Origin of the sequence: Limosilactobacillus secundus (assembly GCF_020784695.1) — a bacterium.
In the GTDB taxonomy this organism is placed as follows: Bacteria; Bacillota; Bacilli; order Lactobacillales; family Lactobacillaceae; genus Limosilactobacillus; species Limosilactobacillus reuteri_F.
The window spans coordinates 133,149-159,528 of record NZ_JAJGUA010000034.1; the positions used below are offsets into that span (position 1 = coordinate 133,149).

Genomic DNA, 26,380 nt, shown 5'->3' on the forward strand with positions numbered 1-26,380 from the left:
TAGGAGGCTTCGAGTATGGGATTATTTGATATTTTCCGCCGTCATAAGAAAAAAGAAGAGGAAAAAACGCCTGATAGTTCAAGCGCAGTTGTTCAATCTGAAACAGCTCATGAAGAAGAAGCAGCAGATGCGACAAGTGCGGCGCCAGCTTCTGCCCCAATTCATCCAGAACCGGTAAATATTCCTCCTGCCGATAGCTATGAAGAAAAAATTAACCCGGATGGAACTCGTGAAGGGCTTCATAACGGGGTTAAAGAAGAAAAAGAAGAGGAGGCTAGCGAGAAGAGTTCTTCAGAAGAGGTAGCGGACTCAAGTATTTCTGAAGAAGAAGTACCGTCATCTAGTACTCCGGATGAAACTGTTTCTGCAGAAGTACCATCTTCTTCTAAGGCTGCTGAAACTGAAACAGCTGTTGAGCCGACTGAAGAACCGAGCGAACCCGTTGCAGGAGAAGAAAAAACAGTTGAAGAACCAGTAATGCCAGCCAAAGAGGAATCAGCAGAAGATTCCTCAGTTGCTGACGGCTCAAATGAGACTGATGATTCTGAGAAAATTGATGTGGATGAGCAGCAGGAGCAACAACCTTCTTCTGAACCAGAAGAGGATCATGAATCTGAAACAGTTAAGAAATATGATCGTGGGCTTGAGAAGTCCCGGACAGGCTTTGGGGCACGGTTAAATAAGTTCTTGGCTAACTTCCGGCATGTCGATGAAGACTTCTTTGATGATCTTGAAGATATGCTGATTGAATCTGATGTTGGCTATGATATGGCAATGAAGCTCAGTGATGAATTACGGGAAGAAGTAAAACTGCAAAATGCAAAGAGTAAGCAGGATGTTTCAAACGTTATCATTGAAAAAATGGTCGAACTTTACGATGAAGCTGGTCAAGATGAAAATCCTGACTTAACCATGGCAAAGGAAGGCCCAACTGTTATTATGTTTGTTGGGGTTAACGGTGCCGGAAAGACAACAACGATTGGTAAGATGGCCGCCCTCTTTAAGAAGCAAGGTAAGAAAGTTCTTTTAGCTGCTGCTGATACGTTCCGTGCCGGGGCCACGGAACAATTAGATGTGTGGGCAAAACGTGACGGTGTTGACATCGTTACAGGACCGGAAAACGGTGATCCAGCGGCCGTCGTCTTTGATGCAGTAAAACGGGCAAAAGATGAAAACTATGATATCTTATTCGTTGATACTGCTGGGCGTCTCCAAAATAAGGTCAACTTGATGAATGAGTTAGCTAAGATGAAGCGCATCCTTACTCGTGAAATCCCAGATGCTCCTCATGAAGTACTATTAGTCTTAGATGCAACAACTGGGCAAAATGCTCTTAACCAGGCTAAACTATTCAAGGAAAGTACCGATGTAACGGGAATTGTTTTAACAAAACTAGATGGAACTGCTCGTGGGGGAATTGTCCTTGCTATCCGTAATGAACTCCACTTACCGGTTAAGTATGTGGGTCTTGGTGAAAAGGTAGACGACCTCCAGAAGTTTGATGCTGGCGACTTTGTTTATGGCCTGTTCAAGGGATTAGTCGAAGTTGACTAGGCAGGTGTGACGAAATGGAAATTGAAAAGAATTATCGGATAAATTCATTATTTGAGTTTTACCAACCCTTATTAACCAAAAAACAAAATGATTATTTAGAGCTTTATTACGGGGATGACTACTCATTAGGCGAAATTGCCGAGAATTTCCATGTTAGTCGTCAAGCCGTATACGATAATATAAAGCGTACGGAAAGCATATTAGAAGATTACGAGGCCAAATTGCATTTATATGCTGAATTTCAAGTCCGTAATCAACAGGCGGATCGAATTCAACGATACGTCCGGGAAAACTATCCAGATGATGCAACGCTCAATCACTTAGTAAATCATCTGGAAAGCTTGGAGGAAGAATAAAATGGCATTTGAAGGTTTAACAGATCGTCTGCAAAAGGCGATGGAAAAATTACGACGCAAGCCCAAAGTTACGGAAGCTGATCTGCGGGAAACGATGCGTGAGATTCGGCTTGCCCTTTTAGAAGCTGATGTTAACTTTAAAGTTGTAAAAGACTTCGTAAAGACCGTTCGGGAAAAAGCAGCCGGGGCGGAAGTATTGAAAGGGTTAAATCCAGCCCAACAAATCGTTAAAATTGTTAATGATGAATTGACAAAACTAATGGGGGAAGAAGCGGTTCCTCTTAACAAAGCGCCACATATTCCAACTATCATCATGATGGTTGGTCTTCAGGGGGCAGGTAAGACAACTACTGCCGGTAAACTGGCATTACGATTAAAAAATGAAAATCACGCGCGGCCAATGTTTATTGCGGCCGACGTTTACCGTCCCGCCGCTATTACTCAGTTACAACAAGTTGCTGATCAGATTGATGTTCCTGTTTTTGAAAAAGGGACAGATGTTGATCCAGTTGAAATTGTTCGCGAAGGGATGGAAGTAGCTAAAGAAAATCATAATGATTATGTCATTATTGATACTGCTGGTCGGCTTCAAATTGATGAACAATTAATGGATGAGCTTGCAAACATTAAAGAACTAGTAAATCCGAATGAAATTTTGCTTGTTATTGATTCGATGACTGGTCAAAACGCAGTAAATACAGCTCAAGGCTTCGATGATAAGCTTGATATTACTGGGGTTGTCTTAACCAAGTTAGATGGTGATACCCGTGGTGGTGCCGCCATGTCAATCCGGGCAGTGACAGGTAAGCCGATTAAATTTGTCGGTGAAGGTGAAAAGATGGAAGATCTTGATGTCTTTCACCCTGACCGGATGGCTTCACGGATTTTGGGTATGGGGGACATGATGACCCTGATTGAAAAGGCCCAAAAGAATTTTGATGAAGAACAGGCCCAAGAAACAATGGATAAAATGCGTGAAAACACATTTGACTATAATGATTTCTTGGCACAAATGGATCAGGTTACCAAGCTGGGACCGTTAGAAAACATTATTAAGATGATGCCGGGGATGGCTAATAACCCTGCGTTGAAGAATCTTAATTTGGATCCTAAACAATTTGCTCATATCCGGGCTATTGTTCTTTCAATGACACCAGAAGAACGCGAAAATCCTGATTTAATGAATCCTAGTCGTCGTCGTCGTTTAGCAGCAGGTGCGGGACGACCAATTGTTGAAGTTAACCGAATGATTAAGCAATTTAATCAAATGCGTAAGATGATGAAGCAAGTTACAAACGGTAATTTCAATGGGATGCAAAACATGTTTGGTGGACAAATGCCAGGTGGCAAGATGGGACAAATGGCAATGAATCGTATGGCACGAAAAATGAAAAAAGACAAGCAAAAACGTATTAAAAAGCTTCGCAAATTGCGAAAGAAAAAATAATTTCAAAAAATTTAAGCCTGTCAAGAAAAAATACTTTACATTCTATTTGAACACTGGTATATTATTATCTGTTAAAAGAAATCAGGGAGGTGCAAAGAATGTCTGTTAAAATTCGTTTAAAGCGCATGGGTTCAAAGAAGCGTCCATTCTACCGGATCGTTGTAGCTGACTCACGTGCCCCACGTGATGGTCGTTTTATTACTTCAGTAGGTACTTACAACCCATTGACTACTCCTAAGGAAGTCAAGTTTGATGAAGACGCTGTTATGGAATGGTTACAAAAGGGTGCTCAACCTTCAGATACTGTTCGTAACATGCTTCAAGCAGCTGGCGTTATGAAGAAGTACCACGAAGCAAAGTACGCTAAGAAGTAGTGATAATCAGTCATGGCTGAGACAGATATTAAGTCATTAATTCGTAGTTTAGTTATTCCGCTATTGAAGCAGCCACAGGCATTATCAATTACCCGAAAAGATGATGGACGTTACCATCGTTATATAATTGATGTTGCTCCCGATGATGTTGGCCGTTTAATTGGCCGACAGGGACACGTTGCCGCAGCATTGCGAACAATAGTCGAGGGTGCTCAATCTCGACGGGCTAACTCTAAGCGAGTCCGGTTATTAATTAATGACCATCGTCACTAAATTTAAAACTCCCACAGATTAGTGTGGGAGTTTTTGTCTTTTCAGGAGGAATTTATGGAATATTATAATGTTGGTAAAATTGTAAATACTCATGGTGTTCGCGGAGAAGTGCGCGTATTAGCAACTACTGATTTTATTGATGAACGATTTGCCAAGGGAAATACCTTGTACCTACAACAATCAGGCGAACCTTTACCATTGACGATTGAAAGTACGCGACAACATAAGGGCTTTGTTCTTGTTAAGTTTGTTGGTTACGATAATATTAATGATGTTGAACAATTCCGTGACCATGAATTAATGGTTAGTGCTGATGATCAACAGCCCTTAGACGATGGTCAATATTACTACCACCAGATTATTGGATTGGACGTTGAAACAACAGATGGTCGTCATCTAGGTAAAATTAAGGAAATTTTATCCCCGGGTGCGAATGATGTGTGGGTTGTTGAACGCCCAGAAAAACGGGATTTGTTATTACCGGTGATTGATGATGTTGTTAAAAACGTTGATCTTGATAAGAATCTTGTAACAGTCGAATTAATGGAAGGACTTGAATAATGAGGATTGATATTTTAAGCTTATTCCCCAATATGTTTCAAGCAACAATGGGGGAATCCATTATCGGTAAAGCACAAGATAATGGATTTGTTGATATTAATGTGACCGATTTTCGTCAATACACTACCGATAAGCACAATCATGTAGATGATGCGCCGTTTGGTGGGGGAGCTGGGATGCTTCTCCAAGCGCAACCGATTTTTGACGCAATGGATGCAATTCATGAGCAAACAAAGGGCCAATACTCAAAAGGGCGAGTTATTTTAATGGATCCCGCTGGTCGAAAGTTTGATCAAGCCTACGCTAAAGAGTTAGCTCAAGAAGACCACTTAACATTTATCTGTGGTCATTATGAAGGATACGATGAACGAATTCGTAATTTAGTTACCGATGAAGCATCTCTTGGTGACTATGTATTAACAGGCGGAGAATTAGCTGCGATGGTGATGATTGATGCAACCGTCCGCTTTGTTCCTGGTGTCCTCGGCAATATGTCTTCACCAATGGGAGATTCATTTAGTAACGGTTTGCTAGAATATCCTCAATACACCCGTCCAGCAGATTTTCGGGGGATGAAGGTACCGGAAGTGCTTACGAGTGGAAATCATCAGAAAATTAAAGAATGGCGGATGCGTGAATCATTACGACGAACTCTTCACCGCCGACCAGACCTTTTAAAAACCGCTAAGCTCAGTCGGGAACAACAATTAATGTTAGAAGATATTAAGCTGGATGAAGATCCGACTGTTCCAGACTAAGGTGATGTGAATGAAAAAATTAATTAAACGATTATTTCTTAAGCAAAACCCGCGTGTTTATGAAGAAAAAGATGCGCAATTAGCTCCGAGCCTACGAACAAGGGACTTAATTGGACTAGGAACGGGGATGGTAGTGGGAACAGCCATCTTTACTTTACCAGGGATTGTGGCAGCAGAGCATACTGGTCCTGCAGTTCCATTGGCTTTCATTGTAGCCGCAATCGGTGCAGGATTATCGGCATTGGCCTATGCGGAAACGTCCTCGGTACTGCCTTTTGCTGGTTCCGCTTTTTCCTGGATCAATGTTTTGTTTGGTGAATTCTTTGGCTGGATTGCTGGTTGGGCGCTTTTAGCAGAGTATTTTATTTCAGTGGCTTTTGTTGCGTCTGGATGGTCAGCCTATATGCAAGGCTTTCTCGGGAGTTTTGGAATTAAATTACCGCATGCCTTAACTGGTGGGTTTGATCCACATACAGGGTCTTATATTGATATACTGGCTGCCTTTGCAATTCTAATTGTTGGAATCTTAATTTCCCGCGGAGTTCACCAGGTTAGCCGAATTGAAAATATTATTGTTAGTGTAAAGTTATTGGTTATTTTAATGTTTATCGTCGTGGGAGCAACTGCAATTCATCCCCAAAACTATGTCCCATTTTTCCCCGCTCATCAACCGGGCACTACTTTTGGAGGCTGGCAGGGAATATTAGCTGGAACTGCGCAAATCTTTATTGCCTACGTCGGTTTTGATGCAATTGCGGCTAATACAGCTGAAACGATTGATCCACAAAAAACGATGCCACGGGGACTAATTGGGACATTGTTACTAGGAACAGGCTTCTTTATTGCAGTTTCACTTGTATTAGTGGGGATGTTTAAATATAACCGTTATGCAAATAATGCCGAACCAGCAGCTTGGGCTTTAAGACAGTCTGGACACTATATTACGGCGAACTTGCTTTCCGTTGTTGCGATTGTTGGTATTTTCTCTGCATTAATCGCAATTCTCTTAGCTTCTTCTCGCCTGATCTATGCCTTTGGACGGGACGGATTATTGCCAAAGTCACTTGGACAAATCGATGATAAACATGTCCCTAATCATGCATTATGGATGATTACTTTCTTGGCCATGATCTTGGGTTCTGTTTTCCCATTTACGTTCTTGGCAACCCTTGTTTCTGCGGGAACCTTGGTTGCATTTATCTTTGTTTCACTGGGGATTTATGCCTTACGTCCACGAGAAGGGGTAGACTTGCCCGAAGCCCAGTTTAAGATGCCGCTGTACCCTGTACTTCCAGCTGTATCGGCAATCTTTTCAGCTGTGATCTTCTGGGGCTTAAATACTGATGCGAAAATTTTAATGGTGGGTTGGTTTGTAATCGGTTTGTTAATTTATTTTATCTATGGAATTCGTCACTCAATCATTAATAAAGAAACTCACTAATTTACCCTTGAAAGACAGCTGAAAACAATGTATAGTAGTTATTGGCTGTTTAGCTGTGAATAACGGTATTCCGCTGCCCGTCATACAGGACATGAATGTCGGCGAAAGGAAAGAAATATATTATGCGTCAAAACAAGTTAATCGAAAAGATTACTGCTAGTCAATTACGGGATGATATTCCAGAATTCCGTGCCGGTGATACTGTTCGTGTTCACGCTCGGATCGTTGAAGGTTCACGTGAACGTATCCAAATGTTCGAAGGTGTTGTTATCAAGCGCCACGGTGCTGGTATCAGTGCTACTTACACTGTACGTAAGATCAGTAACGGTGTAGGTGTTGAACGTACTTTCCCAGTTCACTCACCACGTGTTGACAAGATTGATGTTCTTCGTTACGGTCGTGTACGTCGTGCTAAGCTTTACTACTTACGTGAACGTACTGGTAAGGCTACTCGTATCGCTGAACGTCGTCGCGACAACTAGTAGTGCAGAACCCTTGTGTATCAAGGGTTCTTTTTTGTTTTAAATTAAAAATACTCACCACAATTATGATTGCAGTGAGTAGTCAGTATAAGTTAATTTAAAAAATTTTTTCATCAATGTAGTACGGGAGATTTTGATAGGTAGTGATTTTGGTGATTGGTTTAGTTCTTTAAATCGAAAAAGTCTCCCATTTCCTTTAGACTGTGATCTTCCTTCGAACGGCCTTTATTAATAACGGCTGTTTGAATTTGATGATAGAAAGTAAACGCTGCTTCGTATGCTTCCTTGTAAACCTTTAATTTATCTTCAGTAGTAAGATCGGGTGAACTTTGCACACAAGCTAAAGCAAACTTAGCAGGGTCGATTCGATACTTGGTTAAGTCCATTTGTTTCACTTCCTTTCTTTAGCAATAATTATAACAGCGGTGATTAATAAATACTGTTAAGAAGGCTTATGTGAAATCTTCTTATTGCGTAGCCAGCTCTTTTACCTTATAGTAAAGACTAGAATTATCACTTGATGGGGTGCGATGTGATGAACTACGAGGAGCTATTTCAAAAGATTGATAAGTGGGCACATGAGCGCGGGATTGACCACGCGGATCCACGTGTCGAATTTATGAAGATAGCTGAGGAGCTTGGCGAACTTTCTAGTGCGTATAATAAGGAAAATCAGACTAGGCTTATCGACAGCATCGGTGACTTACAGATTGCACTGCTAATCTTTTGTAAATTAGTGGGCGTTGACCATCAACTAGCACTTACCACTGGCTTACTAAGAAATTGCAAAGCGACCGGGTAAGACAACTACCGCTGGGTATTCATCAAAGAAAGCGACCTTAAATCAAAAAATAAAAAGGAGAAGTAACTGTGAAATTTATTTCGTGGAACATTGATTCAATTAATGCCGCACTAACCGGAACCTCCGTACGGGCTGGGGAAACGCGGGAAGTATTAAAAAAGATTGCAGCGATGAAGCCGGATGTCATCGCCATTCAAGAGACCAAGTTGTCAAAGAATGGGCCGACTAAGAAACATTTGACGGTTTTACAAGAATTATTCCCCAATTATGAAGTAACATGGCGGAGTTCCGTTGAACCAGCACGGAAAGGCTATGCTGGGACCATGTATCTTTATTTAGCCCAATATGAGCCGAAAGTAACTTATCCTAAAATTAATGCACCAGAACCAATGGATGATGAGGGAAGAATCATTACTCTTGAATTTCCAGACTTTTATGTCACGGAAGTATATACGCCAAATTCCGGCAATGGGCTTAAACGGTTAGATGAGAGGCAAACATGGGATGATTGTTACCGTGACTACCTGCATGAACTTGACCAGCAAAAACCGGTAATTGCTAGTGGTGATTTTAATGTGGCTCATGAAGAGATTGATTTAGCTCATCCAGCAACCAACCATCATTCAGCTGGCTTTACTGATGAAGAACGTACGCATTTCTCAAAACTATTAGCTGCTGGTTTTACTGATAGTTTCCGGCACCTCCACCCCGACGAAAGGGGAGTTTATTCCTGGTGGGCACAACGGGTAATTACTAGTAAACAAAATAATTCTGGCTGGCGGATTGATTACTGGTTAGTCAGTGACCGACTTGCTGATAAGATTACAGAAGCGGGGATGATCGATAGTGGAGAACGCCGCGATCATACGCCAATTATTCTAGAAATTGACCTTTAAATGAAAATAAGAGATTTGGAACATCAACTTTGTCCCAAATCTCTTATTTTGTTATTTATTCCAAATAATGTGGTGATTATCATTTTTAGCAGTGTGGCCAATTACCTTCCCATTCAAGTAAACAGTAGTTGGGCAGCCCTTTTGAATATCTTTTTCAGATAATTTCTTAAGGTCGTTATCTGCTAATGTGCCATACACACCATTTTGCAAATCTTGAATCAAAAGTGAACGCCGGGCTTTAGATAACTGATAGATATCATTATTAACATCAATCTTAATCCTGTTGTCCCGCGAATAGGTAATATCCTTGATTGAAGAAAAGCCTTTGAATGTTTTGTCATTTTGTTCATATTGTTGACAGTTGCCTAAATAATCAGCAATATAACGATTAGCTAAATCATTCTTTTCCTTTGTCATCTCAGCAGCATAGGCAACACTAGTTGATTGAAAAAGGGTAGTGTTAAGTCCAGTGCTAGTTCCAACAGTAATACCAGCAAGAGCGAGTACAAGGCCCTTAGAAACTTTATTCATAATGTAAATCTCCTCATCAATAAATCTCGTCCTCTTAATTATGATCATTTTAAGAGAAATAAACAAGGGAAAATAATTAAGAAGCTCATCATTTGCTGGAAGCGATTTTGAAAATGTGATAGATACTAATGACTGATGTAATTTCGGATGATGATGATTTTAGCCAATATGATCTCATAGTTGCTCCTATTCTTTACATAGTCAAGGATGGCTTAGGCCAGAAGATTACGGATTATGTTGCTAGCGGAGGTAATTTCATTACTAGTTTTATGTCCGGAATGGTGAATGAATCCGACAATATTTATCCTGGTGGCTACCCTGGACCATTAAAAGACGTAATGGGACTGTGGGTTGAAGAAAGTGATGCAATCCTCCCTGATAAAGATGTTAAATTAGCAATGACGACAGGGGATGAATTAACTGGATATTTAATCGCAGATTTAATTCGGCTTAAAGGCGCCCATGTCCTGGCTAAATACGCTAGTGAGTTTTATGCTGGGACTCCCGCGGTAACCGAGAATACCTATTCAAAGGGGAAAGCATGGTATGTCGGAAGTCGTCTTGACCATCTCAGTTTCCGTAAGATTATTATGCATATTGTTGATGATTTGCACCTTTCCGCGTTAGTCAAAGAGCCAACAGAACTTGAGATAACAAAATGCCAAAATTCAGCGGGGCAGGATATTTACTTTGTCCTTAATATGGGAAAGGGTAAACGACCATTGCCATTAGAATTTCAAAAGGGTTACCGAGATCTTTTGACTGGCAATTCACCTGAAACGATGCTTGATTCGTGGGACGTTGAGATCTTGGTTCAAGAGTAAAAAACAGCTTTAATTTACCCTTGTCAATAACTTATTTGCTACCAACTTTAACATCTTTCGGGTATGCTTATCTGTTAATTGATCGATTTCGGTTTGTGCTTTTTGTGTAAACTTAATAGCAATTTCTTGCGCCTGTTCAACACCACCACGAGTAATAACAATCTTTTGGACTTTTTCCATATCTTCAATCGTCATTTGGCGTTTTTTGGCAAGTAACGGTTCTAATTCATGCCGGTGCTTTTGCAAGGTTAAAAGAAGAGGAAGGGAATAAACCCCAGTTGCTAAATCCTCCAAAACAGGTTTGTTAAGGCGTTCATCCCCTGAATAATCAAGGATATCATCCAATATCTGGAAGCTGATCCCGATATTTTGCCCAATTCGTTTTGCTAAGTTGATAGTACGACGATCACCATGCCCAAAATAGGCTCCTTCTTCAGCGGCAAGACTAAAGATAGCAGCCGTTTTGCCGTTTACATTGCGATAATAATCGAGTAATGATTGATTAAGATCAAAGCGATTATCCATCTGTCCTAGTTCTCCAGTAAGAATCTTTCTCATTGTCCGCGCATTTCGTGTCAAATAGGGGGACCCGGTCATTGTTTCCGCTAGGAGGTCAAAGAAGATAGTAAAAAGGAAGTCTCCAGTATAGACAGCCGTATCTTTACCAAAGGCGGCTTGAACACTGACAGCTCCGCGACGCTTAGGTGAATCATCAATAATATCGTCATGGATCAAAGTAGCCATGTGTAAAACCTCAAGTGACGAGGCAATTTTAATTAGTTTTTCTCGCTCAGTTGCAGTTTGATGATTGAGATTCACAAATAAAAGGAAGAATGCTGGACGAAGGTATTTACCACCATTTGAAGCCATCTGTTGCAAGGCATCGTGTAATTGGGTATTTTTAATTGTAATCCGGTCATTAATTGTTTGATTTACTTTGCCTAGAGCGTTATTAATCGCCGGATAGGTATGAAAAAAATGTTGTTTCATTAATCGATAATTCCTTTGTTATGGTGTACCATCTATATTGTACCGAACAACTAAGGAATTATGAAAGGAAAATTTACTAAATGTCGTTAAATGTTTTTTTAGAATTAGTAGAAATTAAGGCCAAAACTGCCAGTATCTTACCGATGCTCCTCGGGGTTTGCCTTAGTGTCTATTATTATCATTCACTAAACCTGCTAAATTCAGTTCTGTTTTTCATTGCAATGCTATTATTTAATATGGCGGTTGATATGATGGATAATTATAATGACTATAACCATGCCATCGATACCGTTGATTATAAGAAAAATACAAATATTATCGGGCGGGAAAATATTTCACCGCGTTTAGTGCTTGGTCTCTTACTTGCCTTTAGTGTAGTGGCTGGTTTAATCGGAATCTATTTAGTAACCCGTGTCGGTCTTCCACTATTATGGATGGGAATCTTTTGTTTTGCGATCGGCATTCTTTACTCTTCTGGTCCTTTCCCGTTATCAGGATTGCCAGTTGGTGAATTTGCCTCGGGATTTACAATGGGGTTCATGATTACCCTTATCTCTGTCTTTATTAACGTTGGCCCCCAATTTACATGGTCCTGGTCAAATATCGGGGTTGTCTTTCTTGTTGCTTTACCTGATGAATTATGGATTTCTAACCTGTTATTAGCAAATAATATTTGTGATGCGGGTGAAGATGAAGACAATCGCCGTCATACAGTTATTCACTTTATTGGGCAGAAAAATGGCCTATATGCGTTTGCTATTAAGAATGTTTTAGCGTTTTTAGCTATTATTTTCGCCGCGGTTCTTCATTTCGTACCGTGGACAGTTTTATTAACCTTATTGATCATCCCGTTTATGGTTAAGCAAACACGGATGTTATTTGCTAAGCAAGTTAAGAAAGAGACCTTCCCATGTGCAGTTAAAATATTATTAATTGGTTCGTTGGTTCAAGTCATAACATTTGCGATTGGGCTAATTTAAAAAATCGGGTTCTGAATTTTTTCAGACCCGATTTTTTATTTATCGCCAAAATGTAATGCAGCTGCACCGAAATTCAATGGTTGATAATGGACTTCCCTAAATCCCACTGCCTTCATCATCCGCGCAAGTTGATGGGCGGAGACGAATTGTTGGCTGGTTTTCTTTAAATATTGATAATCTCGGTAATGGCCACCAGCTAATGAAGCCATCCAGGGAAAGGCTGTAAAGTAAGCTTTCCAGCCGGCTTTAATAATTGGGTTAGTCGGTTGCGACATTTCCAAGCTAACGAATTGGCCACCTGGCTTGAGGACCCGGTAAATCTCGCTGAGTGCCTTATCTGCATCTGGAACATTTCGTAGACCAAAGCCGATGGTAACGATATCAAAGCTATTGTCATCAAACGGCAACGCCATGGCATCCCCCTGTACCAAGAAAAGATTGCCAATCATCTTTGTTTTTTCTTTAGCAATCTCCAACATTTCTTTATTAAAATCAAGCCCAGTTATTCGTCCGGCAGAGATCCGCTTAGCCAGTGCAATTGCGAGGTCCCCAGTTCCGCAGCAAACATCTAAGGCATTATCAGTAGGTTTAATTTGAAGCTGGTTAAAAAGTTCATGCCGCCATATTTTCTGTGTTCCTAGACTAATCACATTGTTTAATAAGTCATAGCGGGGGGCGACCCGGGAAAATAAGTTATTTACTTCGTGTTCATTTAATAATTTATTTGTTTGAACCATGATTTTCTCTTTTCTTTAAGTTATTCTGTAAACTGCTTCTTTGGTCTAACCAACATAACCAAGATAAAGTTAAGCAGGAGAGTCAAACCAGTAATGACAAAGACCATTTCATAACTAGAAATCCCAGAGATGAATGACCCAAGAATTGATCCTAACACTGCACCTGCAGCTTGGAAAGATTGATTATAACTAAAGATCCGGCCGAATGCTTCGGTTGGGACGTCAAGGGTTAAGACTGTTTGAGTAGCAGGCATTAACGCCGCATTTGCCAACCCAAGCAAGAAACGCCAAAAGGCCAAGGCCCATGGGGATTTAGTAATGGTCATTGGGATAAAAAGGATGAATGCCGTGAGAATCCCAATCTGTAATACTTTTTCTGGTCCAATCCGGTCCATCGTGTGACCAACCTTTGAAGCGGCAAGCAATGTTCCTAGTCCTGGAGTAGCAGCAACAATCCCGGCAACAAAGGCAATGTTGCCATGGCCGCCCATCAATTGCCGAACATACAAACTGATAATTGGGTCAATTGACATCGTTGAAGAAGTAACAATCATTGTGGTTAAGAACATAACGAAGATCAATGGTGGATTATCCAGATTATGAATTATCTCTTTCATTGGCTTCATCGCTTCTTTTTTAATTGGGGTAAAATGTTCTACCGTCAATAACCACGTACTGAGAAAGACACAAAACATTAGTGCTCCGGTGATGAAAAACGGGATTCGGTACCCAAACAATCCTGATAGGAAACCACCAAGCAAAGGACCAACCAAATTGCCAGCCACCCCTGCAGTAGTCATCGCTGACATTACCCAACCCGACCTGTTATGGGGTGTTTCACCAGCCATTAAAGCAGTAGCATTATTGATATAGCCAGAAAAAACTCCTTGAAAGAACCGCATGCCAATAATCATCCAGACACTTTGGGCAAACCCAATTGCACAGATTGTACAAGCCATTACTCCCGATGCACGCATACACATTAGTTTTCGTCCTTTGCGATCAGCCAGATTACCCCAGAATGGTGAAACGATGGCTTGACTAATGAAGGTGACCCCGAATGCTAGTCCGGAGTAAATGTTAAGCTGAAAACGCGAAAAGTTTCCTAATTCTGCAATAAAAAGTGAGATAAACGGCATTGTCATCGAGTAGCCCATCCCGGTGATGAATGCGCCGAGCCAAAGGGTGTAAAAAGTTCGGTGCCAACCGTGAGGAAATTTTCCTCTTGCGACTTCCGAATCCATTTTGATTATCATCTCCTAAAATGATTTGTTCATAAAACTATATTGTAACAAAATAATTTGTAATATGGAGCTTCCCCTTTGAAAATACAAATTAATTTAGCACTCCTTTGAGAAAATTTGCTAATATATTAATGAAGATAAGAAAGGGGAAATCATCTGTGAAAAAGAGGATTGCAATCTTTTCAGATACGCATGGAAATCTAACAGCGTTGCAAGCAATGTATCGCGATAGTATAGCGCAACATATTGATGAATATTGGTTTATTGGTGATTTACTGATGCCAGGTCCAAGTGTAAAACCAATTTGGGAGATTTTACAAGAAATGAAGCCAACAGTAATTGTACGAGGAAACTGGGATGACCTAGTTGTTCGTGGTGCTCGTGGAATGATGGATATGGAACGTCCTTCCCACATTTACTTTGCACGGTTAGCCCAGTATGTTGCGGAACATGCCCCCGACGGAATGGTTGACAAGATTGCAAGTTGGCCAATGCACATTACGAAACGTGTTGGTCCCCTTAATTTTGGTATCTCTCATAATTTGCCTTGGCTTAATATGGGCCAAGCCCTTTTTCCTACGCAAGTTAGTGAAAATTTTGATAAGCTATTTAATGTCGCTGGTGAACCAGTTGATATTGCCATCTATGCTCATGTTCATCATGATCTTTTGCGATATGGGAGTGATGAACGTATGGTTTTAAATCCTGGAGCAGTCGGCGAACCATTTAACCACTGGCAACCACTCCAGCATGATTTACGAGCTCATTATCTAATTCTTGAAGTAGATAATATTGGTTTAGCTGAAACTAGCTTCCGCCATATTGGATATAGTCGCGATCAAGAAAAACAAATTGCAGATAAGAGTGATTTGCCATACCGTGACCTTTACAAGAAGATGATGGTGACAGGGCGTGCTTACACTCATGATGACGATCTCTTAACTGAATATAATAATCAATATAATTATGCTAACGAATATCGCCAATACGCGGAAAAAATTAATGGTTAAGAAAAGTCAAAGAGTAATGCAAAATCCTTGTATTTTTTGTAAGTATCAGCGATAATATTAAAATGAAAAGAGTTCGCAGATGTTTTAATTTTAAATAGTAATTGTTATAGTAGATAAAGTTTTTAATATAAAAGGAGAACTACTTAATGGCAAAAAAGTCAAAGATTGCTAAATTACATCACCAAGAAGCTTTAGTAAAGAAATACGCTGAAAAGCGCAAAGAATTAAAGGCGAAGGGCGACTACATCGGTTTATCCAAACTCCCTCGTAACTCTAGTGCGGTTCGTCTTCACAATCGTGACCGTTATGATGGCCGGCCACATGCTTACATGCGTAAGTTTGGAATGTCACGGATTAAGTTCCGTGAACTAGCACACAAGGGACAAATCCCTGGTGTTCGTAAAGCTAGTTGGTAAATTAAAATTATAAGGAGTTATTGAGAATTATGTTTCTTGATAACTCTTTTTTGAATAGTGGACGAAATTTAGGATTAGTAATAGCTTAATTGCTCTTTGTTCAAACCGTCGCATCGGTAAATTTTTCGATAATCTTCTAAAAAAATTGACATTTTAGCTTCGTTCGCGCTCAATAACTGCTATACTAGGAATAGTAGACGAGTAAAGTCGGGCGGTGGAAATCTAATGAACGAAAAAGTAGTTTTTGATCAACTAAGTAAAGATGTAGCTGATCAAGTACGTGTAAGGCAAACATATAAATACTTTAATGGGACTGATCGTTCTAAAGGCCTTTATGATGAAGCCATTAGAATGGGGGAGGATGTCCTTCAAGAGCATAAGGAAGGACATAATGAACCACAAGCAATGGTCGACCTTGTTGATCAAGCAATCTATAATTCACGAAAGGCATTAAATGGGCAGCAAACTGATAAGCATTCTTTGAAGATGCAGTTATCACGAGCAGGTCAGTTCTTACGGAGCCAGGAGTTTACTGGTTTACCTATTAAGACACAACAATACTGGGAACGTGAGATTGCAGCAGCCCATAATATTGAAGTGGCTTCAAATACAGATCAAGCCTTAGCTAATAAGACAGCTATTAAAGTGGCAACAATGTTTGATACAATGGAACAGATGCGGCCACAATTAATGAAAGAGGCTGCTCAACAACGGGCAGCACGGGCTAAAAAGGCAATGGCAGCCCGAAAAGAGGCTGAAAAAGAACGGCAAAAGCGGGAGGCAATTCTCGCTAAGCAAAAAGCTCTCGCTGAAAAAGCTGCCAAAGAAGTTCGAAAAGCAGCAAAGAAACCAAAGAAAAAAACTGGTGCTCATCGTGGCTTCTGGTCATTTCTTGGCTTTCATAAAAAGAAAAAGTAATTATAATGAAGAGGTTGAGAAAAACATGGTTTTTCTTTCAACCTCTATTTTATTTTTAAGGGAACAACAACATGAAAAATAACTATAAAAGTGTTTTTGACATTATTGGACCAGTAATGATTGGTCCTTCTAGTTCGCATACTGCAGGGGCGGTAAAGATTGGTCGAGTCGCAAATAAACTTTTTGGCACGGTTCCACCTAAAGTAACCGTTCACTATTATGGGTCTTTTGCTCGGACGCATCGTGGTCATGGCACAGACTATGCAATTGCGGCGGGATTACTAGGATTTTCACCAGACGATTCGCGAGTTCCATCGGCGCCAATGATTGCTCGTCAAGGAGGAATGGACCTTCGTTTTATTGAAGAAGCGGGTGAAAGTCCAATTCGCCATCCTAACACAGCGATTCTTCAAATGACTGGTGACAAGACAAAAGTAACAGTTGCTGGTTGTTCAATTGGTGGCGGGGCAATTGAAATAAGGGCAATTAGCCTCGATGGAGTTGATATCTTGCCAGCAGGTCCCTTACCAATTGTTATCTTTCGCGATTATAGTAAACAGATGGCCAATGCACTGGCAATTAATGCTGAGTTGGAAGAAAAGGCACCGTTTACCCGACGACAGGTATTACGGGCAGATAATTGTGATATCTATGTTTACGATATTAAGAAACCAATGCAGCCAGCGACGATTGCTTATTTTGAAAAGAAGTACCCGGCTGCAATTTGTCTTTAGGAGAAAGAGCGATGTATCAAAGTGTTAAAGATTTAGTGCGAACTGCAGAAATTCAGCAAAAAGCATTGTCCGAACTAGTGATTGAGGCAGAATGTCATGAATCCGGGCTCAATCGAGAAGAAGTTTGGCAACGAATGCGAATAAATTTATTGACGATGCGGGCTGCAATTAACCAAGGTGAAAATGGGCTGGGAGTTCGATCAAAAACTGGTCTAACTGGAGGCGAGGCGATTAAGCTGAAAAAATATCGGGCAAAGGGAAAGACTCTCTCTGGTGATGTTATGATGGCTGCCGTGGAAAATGCGATCGCAACTAACGAGGTTAACGCAGCAATGGGAGTCATCTGCGCAACCCCGACTGCCGGTTCATCAGGTACTCTTCCTGGCACCCTTTTTATGTTAGAACAACGATTAGGCCTTAAGGAAGATCAGATGATTCGCTTCTTATTTACTGCTGGTGGTTTGGGTTTAATCATTGCCAATCACGCGGGAATTGCTGGTGCGACAGGTGGCTGCCAAGAAGAAGTTGGTTCAGCATCGGCAATGGCTGCCGCGGCGGCTGTTGAAGCAGCGGGTGGTAGTCCAGAACAAAGCAGTCAAGCATTGGCAATTGCTCTTAGTAACTTGTTAGGCTTGGTATGTGATCCAATTGCCGGTTTGGTAGAAATCCCTTGCGTTAAACGAAATGCGATTGGAGCTGGAAACGCGTTGATTGCAGCCGATATGGCACTCGCTGGTTGTACGAGTATGATTCCGGCCGATGAATGTATTTCTGCCCTTGATAAGGTGGGTCGGTCAATGCCAGTTGATTTACGGGAGACAGGCCTCGGTGGACTAGCTGGAACCCCAACTGGACAGGCGATTAAGGCGAACATCTTCGGCAAAGAAATTTAATCTTTTTTAGAATTATTCTAAAATTACTTGCAAATTAGCATAAAAGGGTTATACTAAGAGTTGTAGTTAAGAATGATTCTAATTTAAGGAGAGGATATACATGAACTTTGTAGGACATGAAATTGAAGATTTTAAGGTAAATGCTTATCATGATGGTGAAACAACCGAAGTATCCAAGAAGGATGTTTTAGGTAAGTGGAGTATTTTCTTCTTCTACCCAGCTGACTTCTCATTTGTTTGTCCAACTGAATTGGAAGCTTTGCAAGATAAGTACGAAGACTTCAAGAAAGCAAATGCTGAGATTTACTCTGTTTCTGAGGATACCGAATTTGTCCACAAGGCATGGGCTCAGGCTTCTGACAAGATTGGCAAGATCAAATATCCAATGCTTGCTGACCCAGCTGGTAAGTTAGCTCGGATGTTCGATGTGCTTGACGAAGACGCTGGTCAAGCATACCGGGGAGTCTTCATCGTTGATCCTGATGGTATTATCCAATCCTACACAATTAACAACATGGGAATTGGTCGGAGTGCTGATGAGATTTTACGGACACTCCAAGCTGCCCAATTTGTTCGTGAACATGGTGACCGGGTCTGCCCAGCGAACTGGAAGCCAGGCCAAGATTCAATTAAGCCAAGTCTTGATCTAGTTGGTAAGCTTTAATTTGGTGAGCTAAATGGCAGAACAACATTTATATGATTTAATCATCGTTGGTGCTGGACCAGCGGGATTATCTGCTGGTTTATATGCTGGCCGCGCAACCCTGGATACGTTGATTTTAGAAGGAGATACTGTCGGCGGTCAGGTAACGACGACCTCGGTGGTTTATAATTATCCAGCTGTCGAAAAAGTCGACGGTACCCAATTGATGAACCAGATGCAAAGCCAGGTAGCTAGTTTTGGGGTTGAAATTCAACATGATGCGGTTGAAAAATTTGATCTTACTGGTGAAGTTAAGACATTGATTGGTAAGAGTGGTAAAAAATATACTGCTCGAAGCGTAATTATTGCGACTGGTGCTAATCCTAAAAAAGTTGGTTTTCCCGGTGAAAATGAATTTCGTGGACGGGGAATTGCTTATTGCTCAACTTGTGATGGCGAACTTTTTACCGGTCTTCAAGTCTTTGTTGTTGGTGGCGGATATGCGGCCGCCGAAGAAGCTGACTATTTGAGCCGCTTTGCCAAGCACGTTACTGTTTTAGTTCGTGGCGATCATTTTGCATGTCCGGTATTGACGGCTAAGCGTGCCTTGGATAATCCTAAAGTCAGTGTGGAATACAATACCGAGGTAAAGGAAGTTAGTGGGGATGATTATCTTACTACGGCTACCTTGGTTAATAATAAGACTGGTGAAGAGACGATTTACCATGTCGATGATGGTGACCAGACATTTGGGATGTTCATTTATATTGGTACACAACCAGCAACGAAAGCATTAGCTAATATCCTTGATTTGGATGATCGAGGCTATATCATGACGGATGAAAACGGTAAGACAAACATCGATGGCGTTTATGCTGCTGGGGATGTTATCCATAAAAATCTTCGTCAGATTGTGACGGCTGCATCCGATGGGGCAGTTGCTTCCACTGCCGCAGAACGATACATTATTATGCAAAAGGAAAAGCAAGGTATTCCGATTCATGCAGAAACTAATAAAAAGCCTGCTAAGACCGTGGGGCAGACGAGCGAACTTAGTCAACAAGAAAACACCACGCCACATGAAGGAAACTGGTTGCCAGCTGAGATTGACCAACAGTTACAACCAATCTTTGCCCGCTTAACCAAGGATATTAAACTCCAAGTATTAACCAATGGGACAGAACTTAGCAATCAGTTAGTTAGCTTTGTTGAAGAATTTGTATCTCTTGATAAACACCTACAGATGGAGACTCAGCCAGCATCAACAGACGTAAAGTACTTGCCACAATTACGCTTACTTGATGTGGATGGTAATGATACAGGCTTACACTATGCTGGGATTCCAACGGGTCATGAATTAAACTCCTTGGTTCTAGGCGTCTACAACGTTGCCGGTCCTGGACAAACGATTGCGCCAGAAATGGTAGAACGAATTAAGAAACTTGCTCCGACTAAGATTCGGATCGGTGTTTCCTTAACTTGTCATTTCTGTCCTGATGTTGTTGCGGCTTGTCAACGGATGGCTTCTCTCAATACGGGAATTACTGCCACGATGATTGATCTGCAGCATTTCCCAGAATTGCGGAAAGAAAAGAAGATTATGAGTGTTCCAGCAACAATGATTGGGGACGATCCAGTTATTTTTGGTAGTCAATCATTGGAAGAATTAGTTACGGCAGTTGAAAAACATCATCAAAATTAAGATAAACGAGGATTTGAAGAAGTGAAACTCTTTGATCCTCGTTTTTGTTTTGCTAGATTGTATGAATTGCGCGATTATTATCCTCTAGAAAAAGGTTTTATATCAAGTGATAAATAGAAAGTGACGGAGGATTAACGATAAAATGCTTGAGTTTTTTATTAATGACAATCGAAATCAAAATTTAACATTTATGAAATAATGGGATGAAAATCTTTATTTATCAGCGTTAAGGAAGAATAAAATGCTAGGAAACGCCTAAAAACAGCAAAAAACATAAACTTATGTATTGAAATTTATCTAAATCCTGTTATCCTATAAATGTGGATAAGTTATAAAATTTATCACATGGTAATTATTATAACAATGCAGAGAGCAAGGGTTTATTGCAATGACTTAACGCTTATGCAATGCTTGCTTAATTACTTACAGTAATACTCGATGCATTGTCTAAAAAAACTGCCTTACAATAGTGGTGTTGTAAGGCGGTTTTTTTGTATGTTAATTTTAAATCATTTATCAGCTTGTAATTATAATTGGATTGTTTTATTATGTTTGTGAATTGATGCTTAAGCCACATCTATCAACCATCGATCAATGGAATTTGTTTGTAAAATTTTTACTATATTTTCCCTATTGATTAATAGTTAACCTTTTTTATTAAAGAGTTGATCAGTAAAAATTTACTGATTGATTTTAGGAGGAGTTTATATTGACTGCAAAGAATAATCAGGTTGAACGGTTGACAAAGAATATGCCGATAACGCAGCGCTTTGCCTTACGAAAGCTTAGTGTAGGGGTAGTATCGGTTTTATTAGGAACAAGTATTGCTCTTGGCCTTAATGGCGAGATCGCCCAAGTTGATACAAGTGCTAATCAAATAACGCCCCAGCCGGCTGCTGCTCAAACAACACTACCAGCTGTTGTTTCTACAAATGATAGCCAATCAAATATCAATACAACGACATCAACTAGTGAGGAACTAGCATCAACGACACCGGTTGATGAAACAGCTTATACGGTAACAAATGTTAAAGCAGCATCTGAACAGGGAAACGGGACGGATCACACTGGCCAGACTAACCTGGCCTTTGAGCTTGACCTTGACATTGCTAACCATGAGATTAAAGCGGGAAATTACATTAATGTTTCCATGGGAATTCCATATCAGTTGACGGCTAATGATCAGCAGCATATCTTGTCCTATGGGGGTGGGGCAAGTCAAACGATGCCAATTAACATTAACTATCAAACTACTAGTGGGGAAAGCTATTCAACGGTAATTGGTTACATGCGGCCGGTTGCTGCTGATAATCGATCATATGCCATTAGTAGCCCGAACTCACAAGTTGTTAAGGATCTGCAAGATGTAACCTGGGAAGCATCACAAAATAATAATACCCTTGGTAGCAACGGTAATGGCGGCTCCAATGATTCTTACCAGATCATCTTTAATGATGAGTTAGAAAATATTAAGGCTAAGTACGGTAAGAATAATCTTTCCTTAGCGCGCTTGCATTTTAACTTGACGTGGCACAATATTACTGGCTTTGATCTGGATGAGGCACCGTTAGATACTCGTTATTTCCATCTTTATTCCAGTACAGCAACGGCACCAACAATGCTCGTTCCACAAAATGACATTCAAATTGGTAATCGCCGGTTTACTAGTGGTTTCAAGATTCCAGTTGAGGCTCAAGTAAAGCCTGCTGATAACTTTAATCAAATTATTATCCCACAAAGTAACAGTGAATATGCTGTTCATACTTGGTACTATAATCAACAAACCAAGACGTGGAGCATTGGAGATGAAGCTATCCGCTATCCTGATCATGAAGAAGCGGTTGCTTTGGCTGCCCAGAACAAAAATGGCGTTAAATTAGGCAAACATTTCACCATTACCGTTACTAAACCTGCCGACAATAATCAAGTGGATTACCAGTTTATTGGGGCCGCGGAGGTCAAAGATGCGCTTGAAAAGAGTATCATTTCACACTACAAAAACTATGATCTGGACCCCATTATTGATGCCTCTAATACCTATGTTACTCGCCAACTGATCTCCACAAAGGCTCCTGAAATTACGGTTAAAAGCATAGACTTTAGTGATGGTTTAACAAGAGCCTATGATGTAACGATTGCGACCGATTATGCTGGTTTTAGGAAAGATACTGGCATTGGCCTAATTAGCTGGCGCCCCAAAGATTTAAGTGGCGTGCTACCACCTGCTAATATTAATAACCCTAATATGGATCAAATGTTTACCAAGGGTTATTATCAAGGGGTGGCTTTAAAGGATACCGCTCTACAAAGTTATCTTGAGCAACATCCATGGAAATTGACTGTTACTAACGATCAAGGACAAGAACTAGTCAATCAGGAAGCAGGCTATTACCTCCAGCCATATGTTTATCGGAATGATATTACTAGTAACAGTGGGATTTTAACTGGAAAAGTAAATAATGTTGAAAATCAGCAAGTTAAAGAAACAATTCGCTATGTTTACAAAGACACCGACAAGGAAGCAGCGCCAACTTATACAACAAAGTTAGGATTTGCTCGGATTAATAATGATGGTCAATGGCTTGCTTGGACACCTGCTAATGCTACATTTGCGGCCGTCGAGATTCCAGTAATTGCCGGTTACCACGCGGTCGATGAAGGCGGCAATCTGGTTAAAGCAATTGATGCAATAACCGTTAAAAATGATTCTCCAGATGTTAACATCACTGTTTATTATGTAGCCGACCCACAAGTGCTTACCTATACCGTCATTGATAAAGATACTCAAAAAGTCTTAGAGAATCAGGTTCCATTAGCAAACGGTTTAAGTGGTGAACCATTGCCAACTGATACTGCTGCTAAGTATCAACAGGTAATTCAAAGGTATCAAGATAAGGGCTATTACCTAGTTTCTGCTGATAAATTACCCGTTGCTTTTGGTGACAGCCCGAGTGTTAACCAAAATGTAACAATCTACGTTGCTAAACGAAATCAACTGCATAGCGAAGAACGGACAGTTACGCGGACAATTACGTACTATGACAAAGATACCGAAAAACAGCTTGATATTCCGCCAGTTAAGCAAGCTGTTAAGTTCACCCGGCAAGCGGTAATTAGTGGTCAGGATGGTTCGCTCCTTGGCTACAACCTTGATGGTAAACAGGACAGCCATGGCAACTATCTTATTGAAGAGACTAATGGTGACAAGGCCTGGACTCCCGCTATTGGGGAGTGGACAGCTTCGACCAATCCGATTTTGACAGAAAAAGGTTATGAACTGGCCGAAGACGCAAATGGCCGAGCTTACCCACTTGTTGGAGAAGGTCATCCAACCGCTTTGTCTGGGGATGAAGAAGTAAAAGTCTTTTATCCGGAAAAGGTAATTGTCACTAACGAAGAATTGCCAGTTAAGCGGACAGTTAATTATGTTTATGCGAATGGGCCACGAAAAGGTGAAGTCGCTGCTCCAAGTGTTCATCAACAAGTTATATTTACTCGCCCCAAGAAGGTTAATCAAGTAACTGGTGAAACAAAAGTAGGTGAATGGACTACTAGGAACGATCAATTCGCTGCTGTTAAATCACCGGCAATCGACTACTACACGCCGAGCCAAGTAATGGTCGCAGCCATGCAAGCTAAACCGAACGATCCCGATATTACGGTCACGGTAGAATATAAGACTGCTCCTAATGCAGTTACTTATACGATTATTGATGATACCGATGATAAGACACTAGTTGATCAACAATCCTTAACAAGTGGCTTTGCAGATGAAGCATTACCGGCAAGTGCAACCGCTGCTTATCAGGGAGCGATTGATCATTATCGGCAATTGGGTTACACGGTTGTGAGTGAAGATAAGCTACCAAGCAAATTTACCCATATTGACCAAAATGTAGTTGTTCATATCTTGATGAAGAATAGCTTACAGGTGGAACATCAAACAACCACGCGGACGATTACCTATTATGACCGCACCACGGATAAACAGATAATGATTGAGGGCGTTACTGAACCGGTCATCCAACAGGCTACCTTTACCCGGCAAGCAATTGTGGCTGGCCCTCACCACCAAATTATTGGTTATACGCTGAACCAACAACGTGATCAGAATGGCAATTACCTGGTTGAAGTCCCACTCGCTAATGCTGATCAAGCATGGAAGCTAGAAAGGGGCGGTTGGCCAGCATCACCAAATCCAGACCTGCAAAAGTATGGATATGCGGCTCCAGAAGATACAAAGGGCAATCCGTATCCAGTTGTGGCAGATGGTCACCCAACTGCATTAGTGCCAAGTGAAAGTGTTAAAGTATATTATCAACCGCGGATGACATCAAAAGAAGAACAGGTGCAATCATTACGGACCATTCATTATGTATATGCAAATGGTCCACGAAAAGGTGAAACTGCTGCTCCTGATGTTCAACAAGTAGTAACTTTTGCTCGTTTATTAACGACAAATGAGGTTACGAAAGAAGTTAACCGGGGCGAGTGGCAAGTCTTGCAGTCGGAAACAATTAAGGATGGTCAATCAGTAATTGAAAGTGATCCAACGAGTTTTACGGCGGTAGCTTCACCATCAATTAAGGGTTATATTCCGGATCAAACAGTAGTTGCTAGTGAGCTTGCTACCCAGGGAGAACAGCCGATTGAAGTGACGGTAAATTATACAACTGAACCTCATAAAATTACTTATTCCGTAATTGATGATGAAACGGGGTTAACTCTTATTAATCACGCGCAATTAGGATCAGGCTATGCTGACGAACAATTACCACTTGCAATGCGTGAAGACTATCAAAATGTCAGTGCCCATTATGAGCAACTTGGCTATAAACTGGTTAGTCAGGAAACATTGCCAGCTACATTTGCTGACCATGACTTAAATGTAATTGTTCACTTAACTCATGAAACAGAAAAGGTTACTGACCAACGAATAATTAATGAAGATATTCGCTATGAGTTTGTTGAGGGCGGAATAGCAGCTCCTTCATACCAAGCAGCCCCGATTGTCTTTACTCGCGATGGATTAACAGATCAGGTAACGGGTAAAACTAGTTGGGAGTCATGGGAACCAGTAAGCGATCACTTTACACCGGTTGTTTCACCACTAGTTGCTGGTTATACCCCTTCAGACCAGCAAATTGATGAACAATATGTGACGGCAGATAGTCAAGACCTTCATTTTATTGTTCTATATTCTAAAAATCCGGTTAAACCGCATCCAACACCTGACGAACCAGATGTGCCAGTAACGCCAATTGTGCCGGTAACACCAGTTAATCCAGAAAAACCAGCTTCGTCGTCGAGTGCCGGAAGTACGCCTGCACAGCCGGATGAACCATCGCAGTCCGACACACCAAGTTCTTCTGGAAGTGCATCAACGCAACCAAGCGAGACGCCTAAATCGGATGGAACAATTTCATCGGCGGTTCCAAATTCGGAAGAACCAGGTGTTCCAGCAACAACGGCTGCCCCGACAAGCACTGTAACAGGAGTAAATTCAACTCCAACCATGGCAGTGAGTGCTACTGGCGAATCTCCAGTGAATGAAATGCCTGTCTCAGAACCAGTAACCGTCCATGCGGCAAAGGGGGATGTTACACCAACCATTGGCAAAAACACTTCCTCAACTGTATCCAAAAAGTTACCGCAAACAGGTAATCAACACCAAAGTATTTGGCGAGTAATCCTTGGCGCATTCCTTGGATTGTTTGGGATTAGTTTAGGTAAGAGAAGAAAAAATAATTAAGATTCAGTTGGAAAAGACTTTTGTTAACTAGCCCATGGCTATCAAAAGTCTTTTTTAATATT

At 41.0% G+C, this 26,380-nt stretch carries 25 protein-coding genes and 1 pseudogene; 21 read left to right on the forward strand and 5 right to left on the reverse strand.

Annotated features, from left to right (window positions below; all coding sequences use genetic code 11):
* The first annotated feature begins 15 nt into the window (after nt 1-15).
* The 9 genes from ftsY (at nt 16) to rplS (ending at nt 7,246) form a co-directional block, all read left to right on the forward strand.
* Nucleotides 16-1,554, forward strand: coding sequence for a signal recognition particle-docking protein FtsY (gene ftsY, locus LMB57_RS06135; RefSeq protein ID WP_229272216.1), 1,539 nt, complete (start codon nt 16-18; stop codon nt 1,552-1,554).
* A 14-nt stretch (nt 1,555-1,568) separates the two neighbouring features.
* The gene (locus LMB57_RS06140; RefSeq protein ID WP_003663818.1) at nt 1,569-1,910 is read left to right on the forward strand and encodes a putative DNA-binding protein; all 342 of its coding nucleotides are present in this window, start codon (nt 1,569-1,571) and stop codon (nt 1,908-1,910) included.
* Between the two features lies 1 nt (nt 1,911).
* Nucleotides 1,912-3,357, forward strand: coding sequence for a signal recognition particle protein (gene ffh / locus LMB57_RS06145; RefSeq protein WP_229272215.1), 1,446 nt, complete (start codon nt 1,912-1,914; stop codon nt 3,355-3,357).
* Between the two features lie 98 nt (nt 3,358-3,455).
* On the forward strand, nt 3,456-3,731 hold the full coding sequence (gene rpsP / locus LMB57_RS06150) for a 30S ribosomal protein S16 (RefSeq protein ID WP_003663816.1): 276 nt from the start codon (nt 3,456-3,458) through the stop codon (nt 3,729-3,731).
* Between the two features lie 12 nt (nt 3,732-3,743).
* Nucleotides 3,744-4,004: a KH domain-containing protein gene (locus LMB57_RS06155; protein ID WP_229272214.1), complete on the forward strand. Its 261-nt coding sequence runs from the start codon at nt 3,744-3,746 to the stop codon at nt 4,002-4,004.
* Between the two features lie 54 nt (nt 4,005-4,058).
* Complete coding sequence (gene rimM, locus LMB57_RS06160) at nt 4,059-4,565, forward strand: ribosome maturation factor RimM (protein WP_003663814.1); 507 nt, start codon at nt 4,059-4,061, stop codon at nt 4,563-4,565.
* Complete coding sequence (gene trmD / locus LMB57_RS06165) at nt 4,565-5,323, forward strand: tRNA (guanosine(37)-N1)-methyltransferase TrmD (protein ID WP_229272213.1); 759 nt, start codon at nt 4,565-4,567, stop codon at nt 5,321-5,323. The genes rimM and trmD overlap by 1 nt, the downstream gene beginning before the upstream one ends.
* A gap of 10 nt (nt 5,324-5,333) precedes the next feature.
* On the forward strand, nt 5,334-6,764 hold the full coding sequence (locus LMB57_RS06170) for an APC family permease (RefSeq protein WP_229272212.1): 1,431 nt from the start codon (nt 5,334-5,336) through the stop codon (nt 6,762-6,764).
* Between the two features lie 122 nt (nt 6,765-6,886).
* The gene (gene rplS / locus LMB57_RS06175) at nt 6,887-7,246 is read left to right on the forward strand and encodes a 50S ribosomal protein L19 (protein WP_003675625.1); all 360 of its coding nucleotides are present in this window, start codon (nt 6,887-6,889) and stop codon (nt 7,244-7,246) included.
* Nucleotides 7,247-7,407: 161 nt separating this feature from the next.
* Here rplS and LMB57_RS06180 read toward each other — a convergent pair whose 3' ends face one another.
* A complete protein-coding gene (locus tag LMB57_RS06180) occupies nt 7,408-7,632 on the reverse strand; it encodes a hypothetical protein (protein WP_229270938.1) in 225 nt (74 codons plus the stop codon).
* A gap of 149 nt (nt 7,633-7,781) precedes the next feature.
* On the opposite strand from LMB57_RS06180, the pseudogene LMB57_RS06185 reads away from it, so the two are divergent.
* Nucleotides 7,782-8,114 (forward strand): annotated as a pseudogene (locus LMB57_RS06185) (MazG-like family protein).
* A gap of 2 nt (nt 8,115-8,116) precedes the next feature.
* Nucleotides 8,117-8,944, forward strand: a complete 828-nt coding sequence (locus LMB57_RS06190; protein WP_229270939.1) for an exodeoxyribonuclease III — start codon at nt 8,117-8,119, stop codon at nt 8,942-8,944.
* Between the two features lie 51 nt (nt 8,945-8,995).
* On the opposite strand, the gene LMB57_RS06195 is transcribed toward LMB57_RS06190, so the two are convergent.
* Nucleotides 8,996-9,475, reverse strand: coding sequence for a hypothetical protein (locus LMB57_RS06195; RefSeq protein ID WP_229270940.1), 480 nt, complete (start codon nt 9,473-9,475; stop codon nt 8,996-8,998).
* A gap of 128 nt (nt 9,476-9,603) precedes the next feature.
* Between LMB57_RS06195 and LMB57_RS06200 the strand changes: the two genes are divergently transcribed.
* Entirely contained in the window at nt 9,604-10,299 is a 696-nt protein-coding gene (locus LMB57_RS06200) for a beta-galactosidase trimerization domain-containing protein (protein WP_229270941.1), read from the forward strand.
* Between the two features lie 9 nt (nt 10,300-10,308).
* On the opposite strand, the gene LMB57_RS06205 is transcribed toward LMB57_RS06200, so the two are convergent.
* Nucleotides 10,309-11,289, reverse strand: coding sequence for a polyprenyl synthetase family protein (locus LMB57_RS06205; protein ID WP_229270942.1), 981 nt, complete (start codon nt 11,287-11,289; stop codon nt 10,309-10,311).
* Between the two features lie 80 nt (nt 11,290-11,369).
* Here LMB57_RS06205 and LMB57_RS06210 point away from each other — a divergent pair, with 80 nt between their 5' ends.
* A complete protein-coding gene (locus tag LMB57_RS06210; protein WP_229270943.1) occupies nt 11,370-12,269 on the forward strand; it encodes a prenyltransferase in 900 nt (299 codons plus the stop codon).
* Nucleotides 12,270-12,304: 35 nt separating this feature from the next.
* Here LMB57_RS06210 and ubiE read toward each other — a convergent pair whose 3' ends face one another.
* Together ubiE and LMB57_RS06220 are read right to left on the reverse strand one after the other, a co-directional pair.
* Nucleotides 12,305-13,006 carry a bifunctional demethylmenaquinone methyltransferase/2-methoxy-6-polyprenyl-1,4-benzoquinol methylase UbiE gene (ubiE, locus tag LMB57_RS06215; RefSeq protein ID WP_229270944.1) on the reverse strand — a complete coding sequence of 234 codons (702 nt, stop codon included), beginning with the start codon at nt 13,004-13,006 and terminating at the stop codon, nt 12,305-12,307.
* A gap of 20 nt (nt 13,007-13,026) precedes the next feature.
* Nucleotides 13,027-14,262 (reverse strand): MFS transporter, encoded by a 1,236-nt coding sequence (locus tag LMB57_RS06220; RefSeq protein ID WP_229270945.1) that lies wholly within the window; start codon nt 14,260-14,262, stop codon nt 13,027-13,029.
* A 119-nt stretch (nt 14,263-14,381) separates the two neighbouring features.
* On the opposite strand from LMB57_RS06220, the gene LMB57_RS06225 reads away from it, so the two are divergent.
* The 8 genes from LMB57_RS06225 (at nt 14,382) to LMB57_RS06260 (ending at nt 26,318) form a co-directional block, all read left to right on the forward strand.
* The gene (locus tag LMB57_RS06225) at nt 14,382-15,260 is read left to right on the forward strand and encodes a metallophosphoesterase family protein (protein ID WP_229270946.1); all 879 of its coding nucleotides are present in this window, start codon (nt 14,382-14,384) and stop codon (nt 15,258-15,260) included.
* Nucleotides 15,261-15,406: 146 nt separating this feature from the next.
* Entirely contained in the window at nt 15,407-15,676 is a 270-nt protein-coding gene (gene rpsN, locus LMB57_RS06230) for a 30S ribosomal protein S14 (RefSeq protein ID WP_003667006.1), read from the forward strand.
* A 225-nt stretch (nt 15,677-15,901) separates the two neighbouring features.
* Nucleotides 15,902-16,594 carry a hypothetical protein gene (locus tag LMB57_RS06235; RefSeq protein ID WP_229278130.1) on the forward strand — a complete coding sequence of 231 codons (693 nt, stop codon included), beginning with the start codon at nt 15,902-15,904 and terminating at the stop codon, nt 16,592-16,594.
* A gap of 71 nt (nt 16,595-16,665) precedes the next feature.
* Nucleotides 16,666-17,328, forward strand: coding sequence for a serine dehydratase beta chain (locus LMB57_RS06240; protein ID WP_229278131.1), 663 nt, complete (start codon nt 16,666-16,668; stop codon nt 17,326-17,328).
* Nucleotides 17,329-17,339: 11 nt separating this feature from the next.
* On the forward strand, nt 17,340-18,221 hold the full coding sequence (gene sdaAA, locus LMB57_RS06245; RefSeq protein ID WP_229278132.1) for an L-serine ammonia-lyase, iron-sulfur-dependent, subunit alpha: 882 nt from the start codon (nt 17,340-17,342) through the stop codon (nt 18,219-18,221).
* Between the two features lie 100 nt (nt 18,222-18,321).
* On the forward strand, nt 18,322-18,885 hold the full coding sequence (gene ahpC / locus LMB57_RS06250; RefSeq protein ID WP_035153248.1) for an alkyl hydroperoxide reductase subunit C: 564 nt from the start codon (nt 18,322-18,324) through the stop codon (nt 18,883-18,885).
* A 13-nt stretch (nt 18,886-18,898) separates the two neighbouring features.
* Nucleotides 18,899-20,566 carry an FAD-dependent oxidoreductase gene (locus LMB57_RS06255; protein WP_229270950.1) on the forward strand — a complete coding sequence of 556 codons (1,668 nt, stop codon included), beginning with the start codon at nt 18,899-18,901 and terminating at the stop codon, nt 20,564-20,566.
* Nucleotides 20,567-21,275: 709 nt separating this feature from the next.
* The gene (locus LMB57_RS06260) at nt 21,276-26,318 is read left to right on the forward strand and encodes a mucin-binding protein (protein ID WP_229278133.1); all 5,043 of its coding nucleotides are present in this window, start codon (nt 21,276-21,278) and stop codon (nt 26,316-26,318) included.
* Nucleotides 26,319-26,380: the final 62 nt, after the last annotated feature.

Coding starts and splice junctions, on each gene's coding strand:
- ftsY (WP_229272216.1), top strand. CDS start 16: ATGGGATTATTTGATATTTTCCGCCGTCATAAGAAAAAAGAAGAGGAA.
- LMB57_RS06140 (WP_003663818.1), top strand. CDS start 1,569: ATGGAAATTGAAAAGAATTATCGGATAAATTCATTATTTGAGTTTTAC.
- ffh (WP_229272215.1), top strand. CDS start 1,912: ATGGCATTTGAAGGTTTAACAGATCGTCTGCAAAAGGCGATGGAAAAA.
- rpsP (WP_003663816.1), top strand. CDS start 3,456: ATGTCTGTTAAAATTCGTTTAAAGCGCATGGGTTCAAAGAAGCGTCCA.
- LMB57_RS06155 (WP_229272214.1), top strand. CDS start 3,744: ATGGCTGAGACAGATATTAAGTCATTAATTCGTAGTTTAGTTATTCCG.
- rimM (WP_003663814.1), top strand. CDS start 4,059: ATGGAATATTATAATGTTGGTAAAATTGTAAATACTCATGGTGTTCGC.
- trmD (WP_229272213.1), top strand. CDS start 4,565: ATGAGGATTGATATTTTAAGCTTATTCCCCAATATGTTTCAAGCAACA.
- LMB57_RS06170 (WP_229272212.1), top strand. CDS start 5,334: ATGAAAAAATTAATTAAACGATTATTTCTTAAGCAAAACCCGCGTGTT.
- rplS (WP_003675625.1), top strand. CDS start 6,887: ATGCGTCAAAACAAGTTAATCGAAAAGATTACTGCTAGTCAATTACGG.
- LMB57_RS06180 (WP_229270938.1), bottom strand. CDS start 7,632: ATGGACTTAACCAAGTATCGAATCGACCCTGCTAAGTTTGCTTTAGCT.
- LMB57_RS06195 (WP_229270940.1), bottom strand. CDS start 9,475: ATGAATAAAGTTTCTAAGGGCCTTGTACTCGCTCTTGCTGGTATTACT.
- LMB57_RS06200 (WP_229270941.1), top strand. CDS start 9,604: ATGACTGATGTAATTTCGGATGATGATGATTTTAGCCAATATGATCTC.
- LMB57_RS06205 (WP_229270942.1), bottom strand. CDS start 11,289: ATGAAACAACATTTTTTTCATACCTATCCGGCGATTAATAACGCTCTA.
- LMB57_RS06210 (WP_229270943.1), top strand. CDS start 11,370: ATGTCGTTAAATGTTTTTTTAGAATTAGTAGAAATTAAGGCCAAAACT.
- ubiE (WP_229270944.1), bottom strand. CDS start 13,006: ATGGTTCAAACAAATAAATTATTAAATGAACACGAAGTAAATAACTTA.
- LMB57_RS06220 (WP_229270945.1), bottom strand. CDS start 14,262: ATGATAATCAAAATGGATTCGGAAGTCGCAAGAGGAAAATTTCCTCAC.
- LMB57_RS06225 (WP_229270946.1), top strand. CDS start 14,382: ATGAAGATAAGAAAGGGGAAATCATCTGTGAAAAAGAGGATTGCAATC.
- rpsN (WP_003667006.1), top strand. CDS start 15,407: ATGGCAAAAAAGTCAAAGATTGCTAAATTACATCACCAAGAAGCTTTA.
- LMB57_RS06235 (WP_229278130.1), top strand. CDS start 15,902: ATGAACGAAAAAGTAGTTTTTGATCAACTAAGTAAAGATGTAGCTGAT.
- LMB57_RS06240 (WP_229278131.1), top strand. CDS start 16,666: ATGAAAAATAACTATAAAAGTGTTTTTGACATTATTGGACCAGTAATG.
- sdaAA (WP_229278132.1), top strand. CDS start 17,340: ATGTATCAAAGTGTTAAAGATTTAGTGCGAACTGCAGAAATTCAGCAA.
- ahpC (WP_035153248.1), top strand. CDS start 18,322: ATGAACTTTGTAGGACATGAAATTGAAGATTTTAAGGTAAATGCTTAT.
- LMB57_RS06255 (WP_229270950.1), top strand. CDS start 18,899: ATGGCAGAACAACATTTATATGATTTAATCATCGTTGGTGCTGGACCA.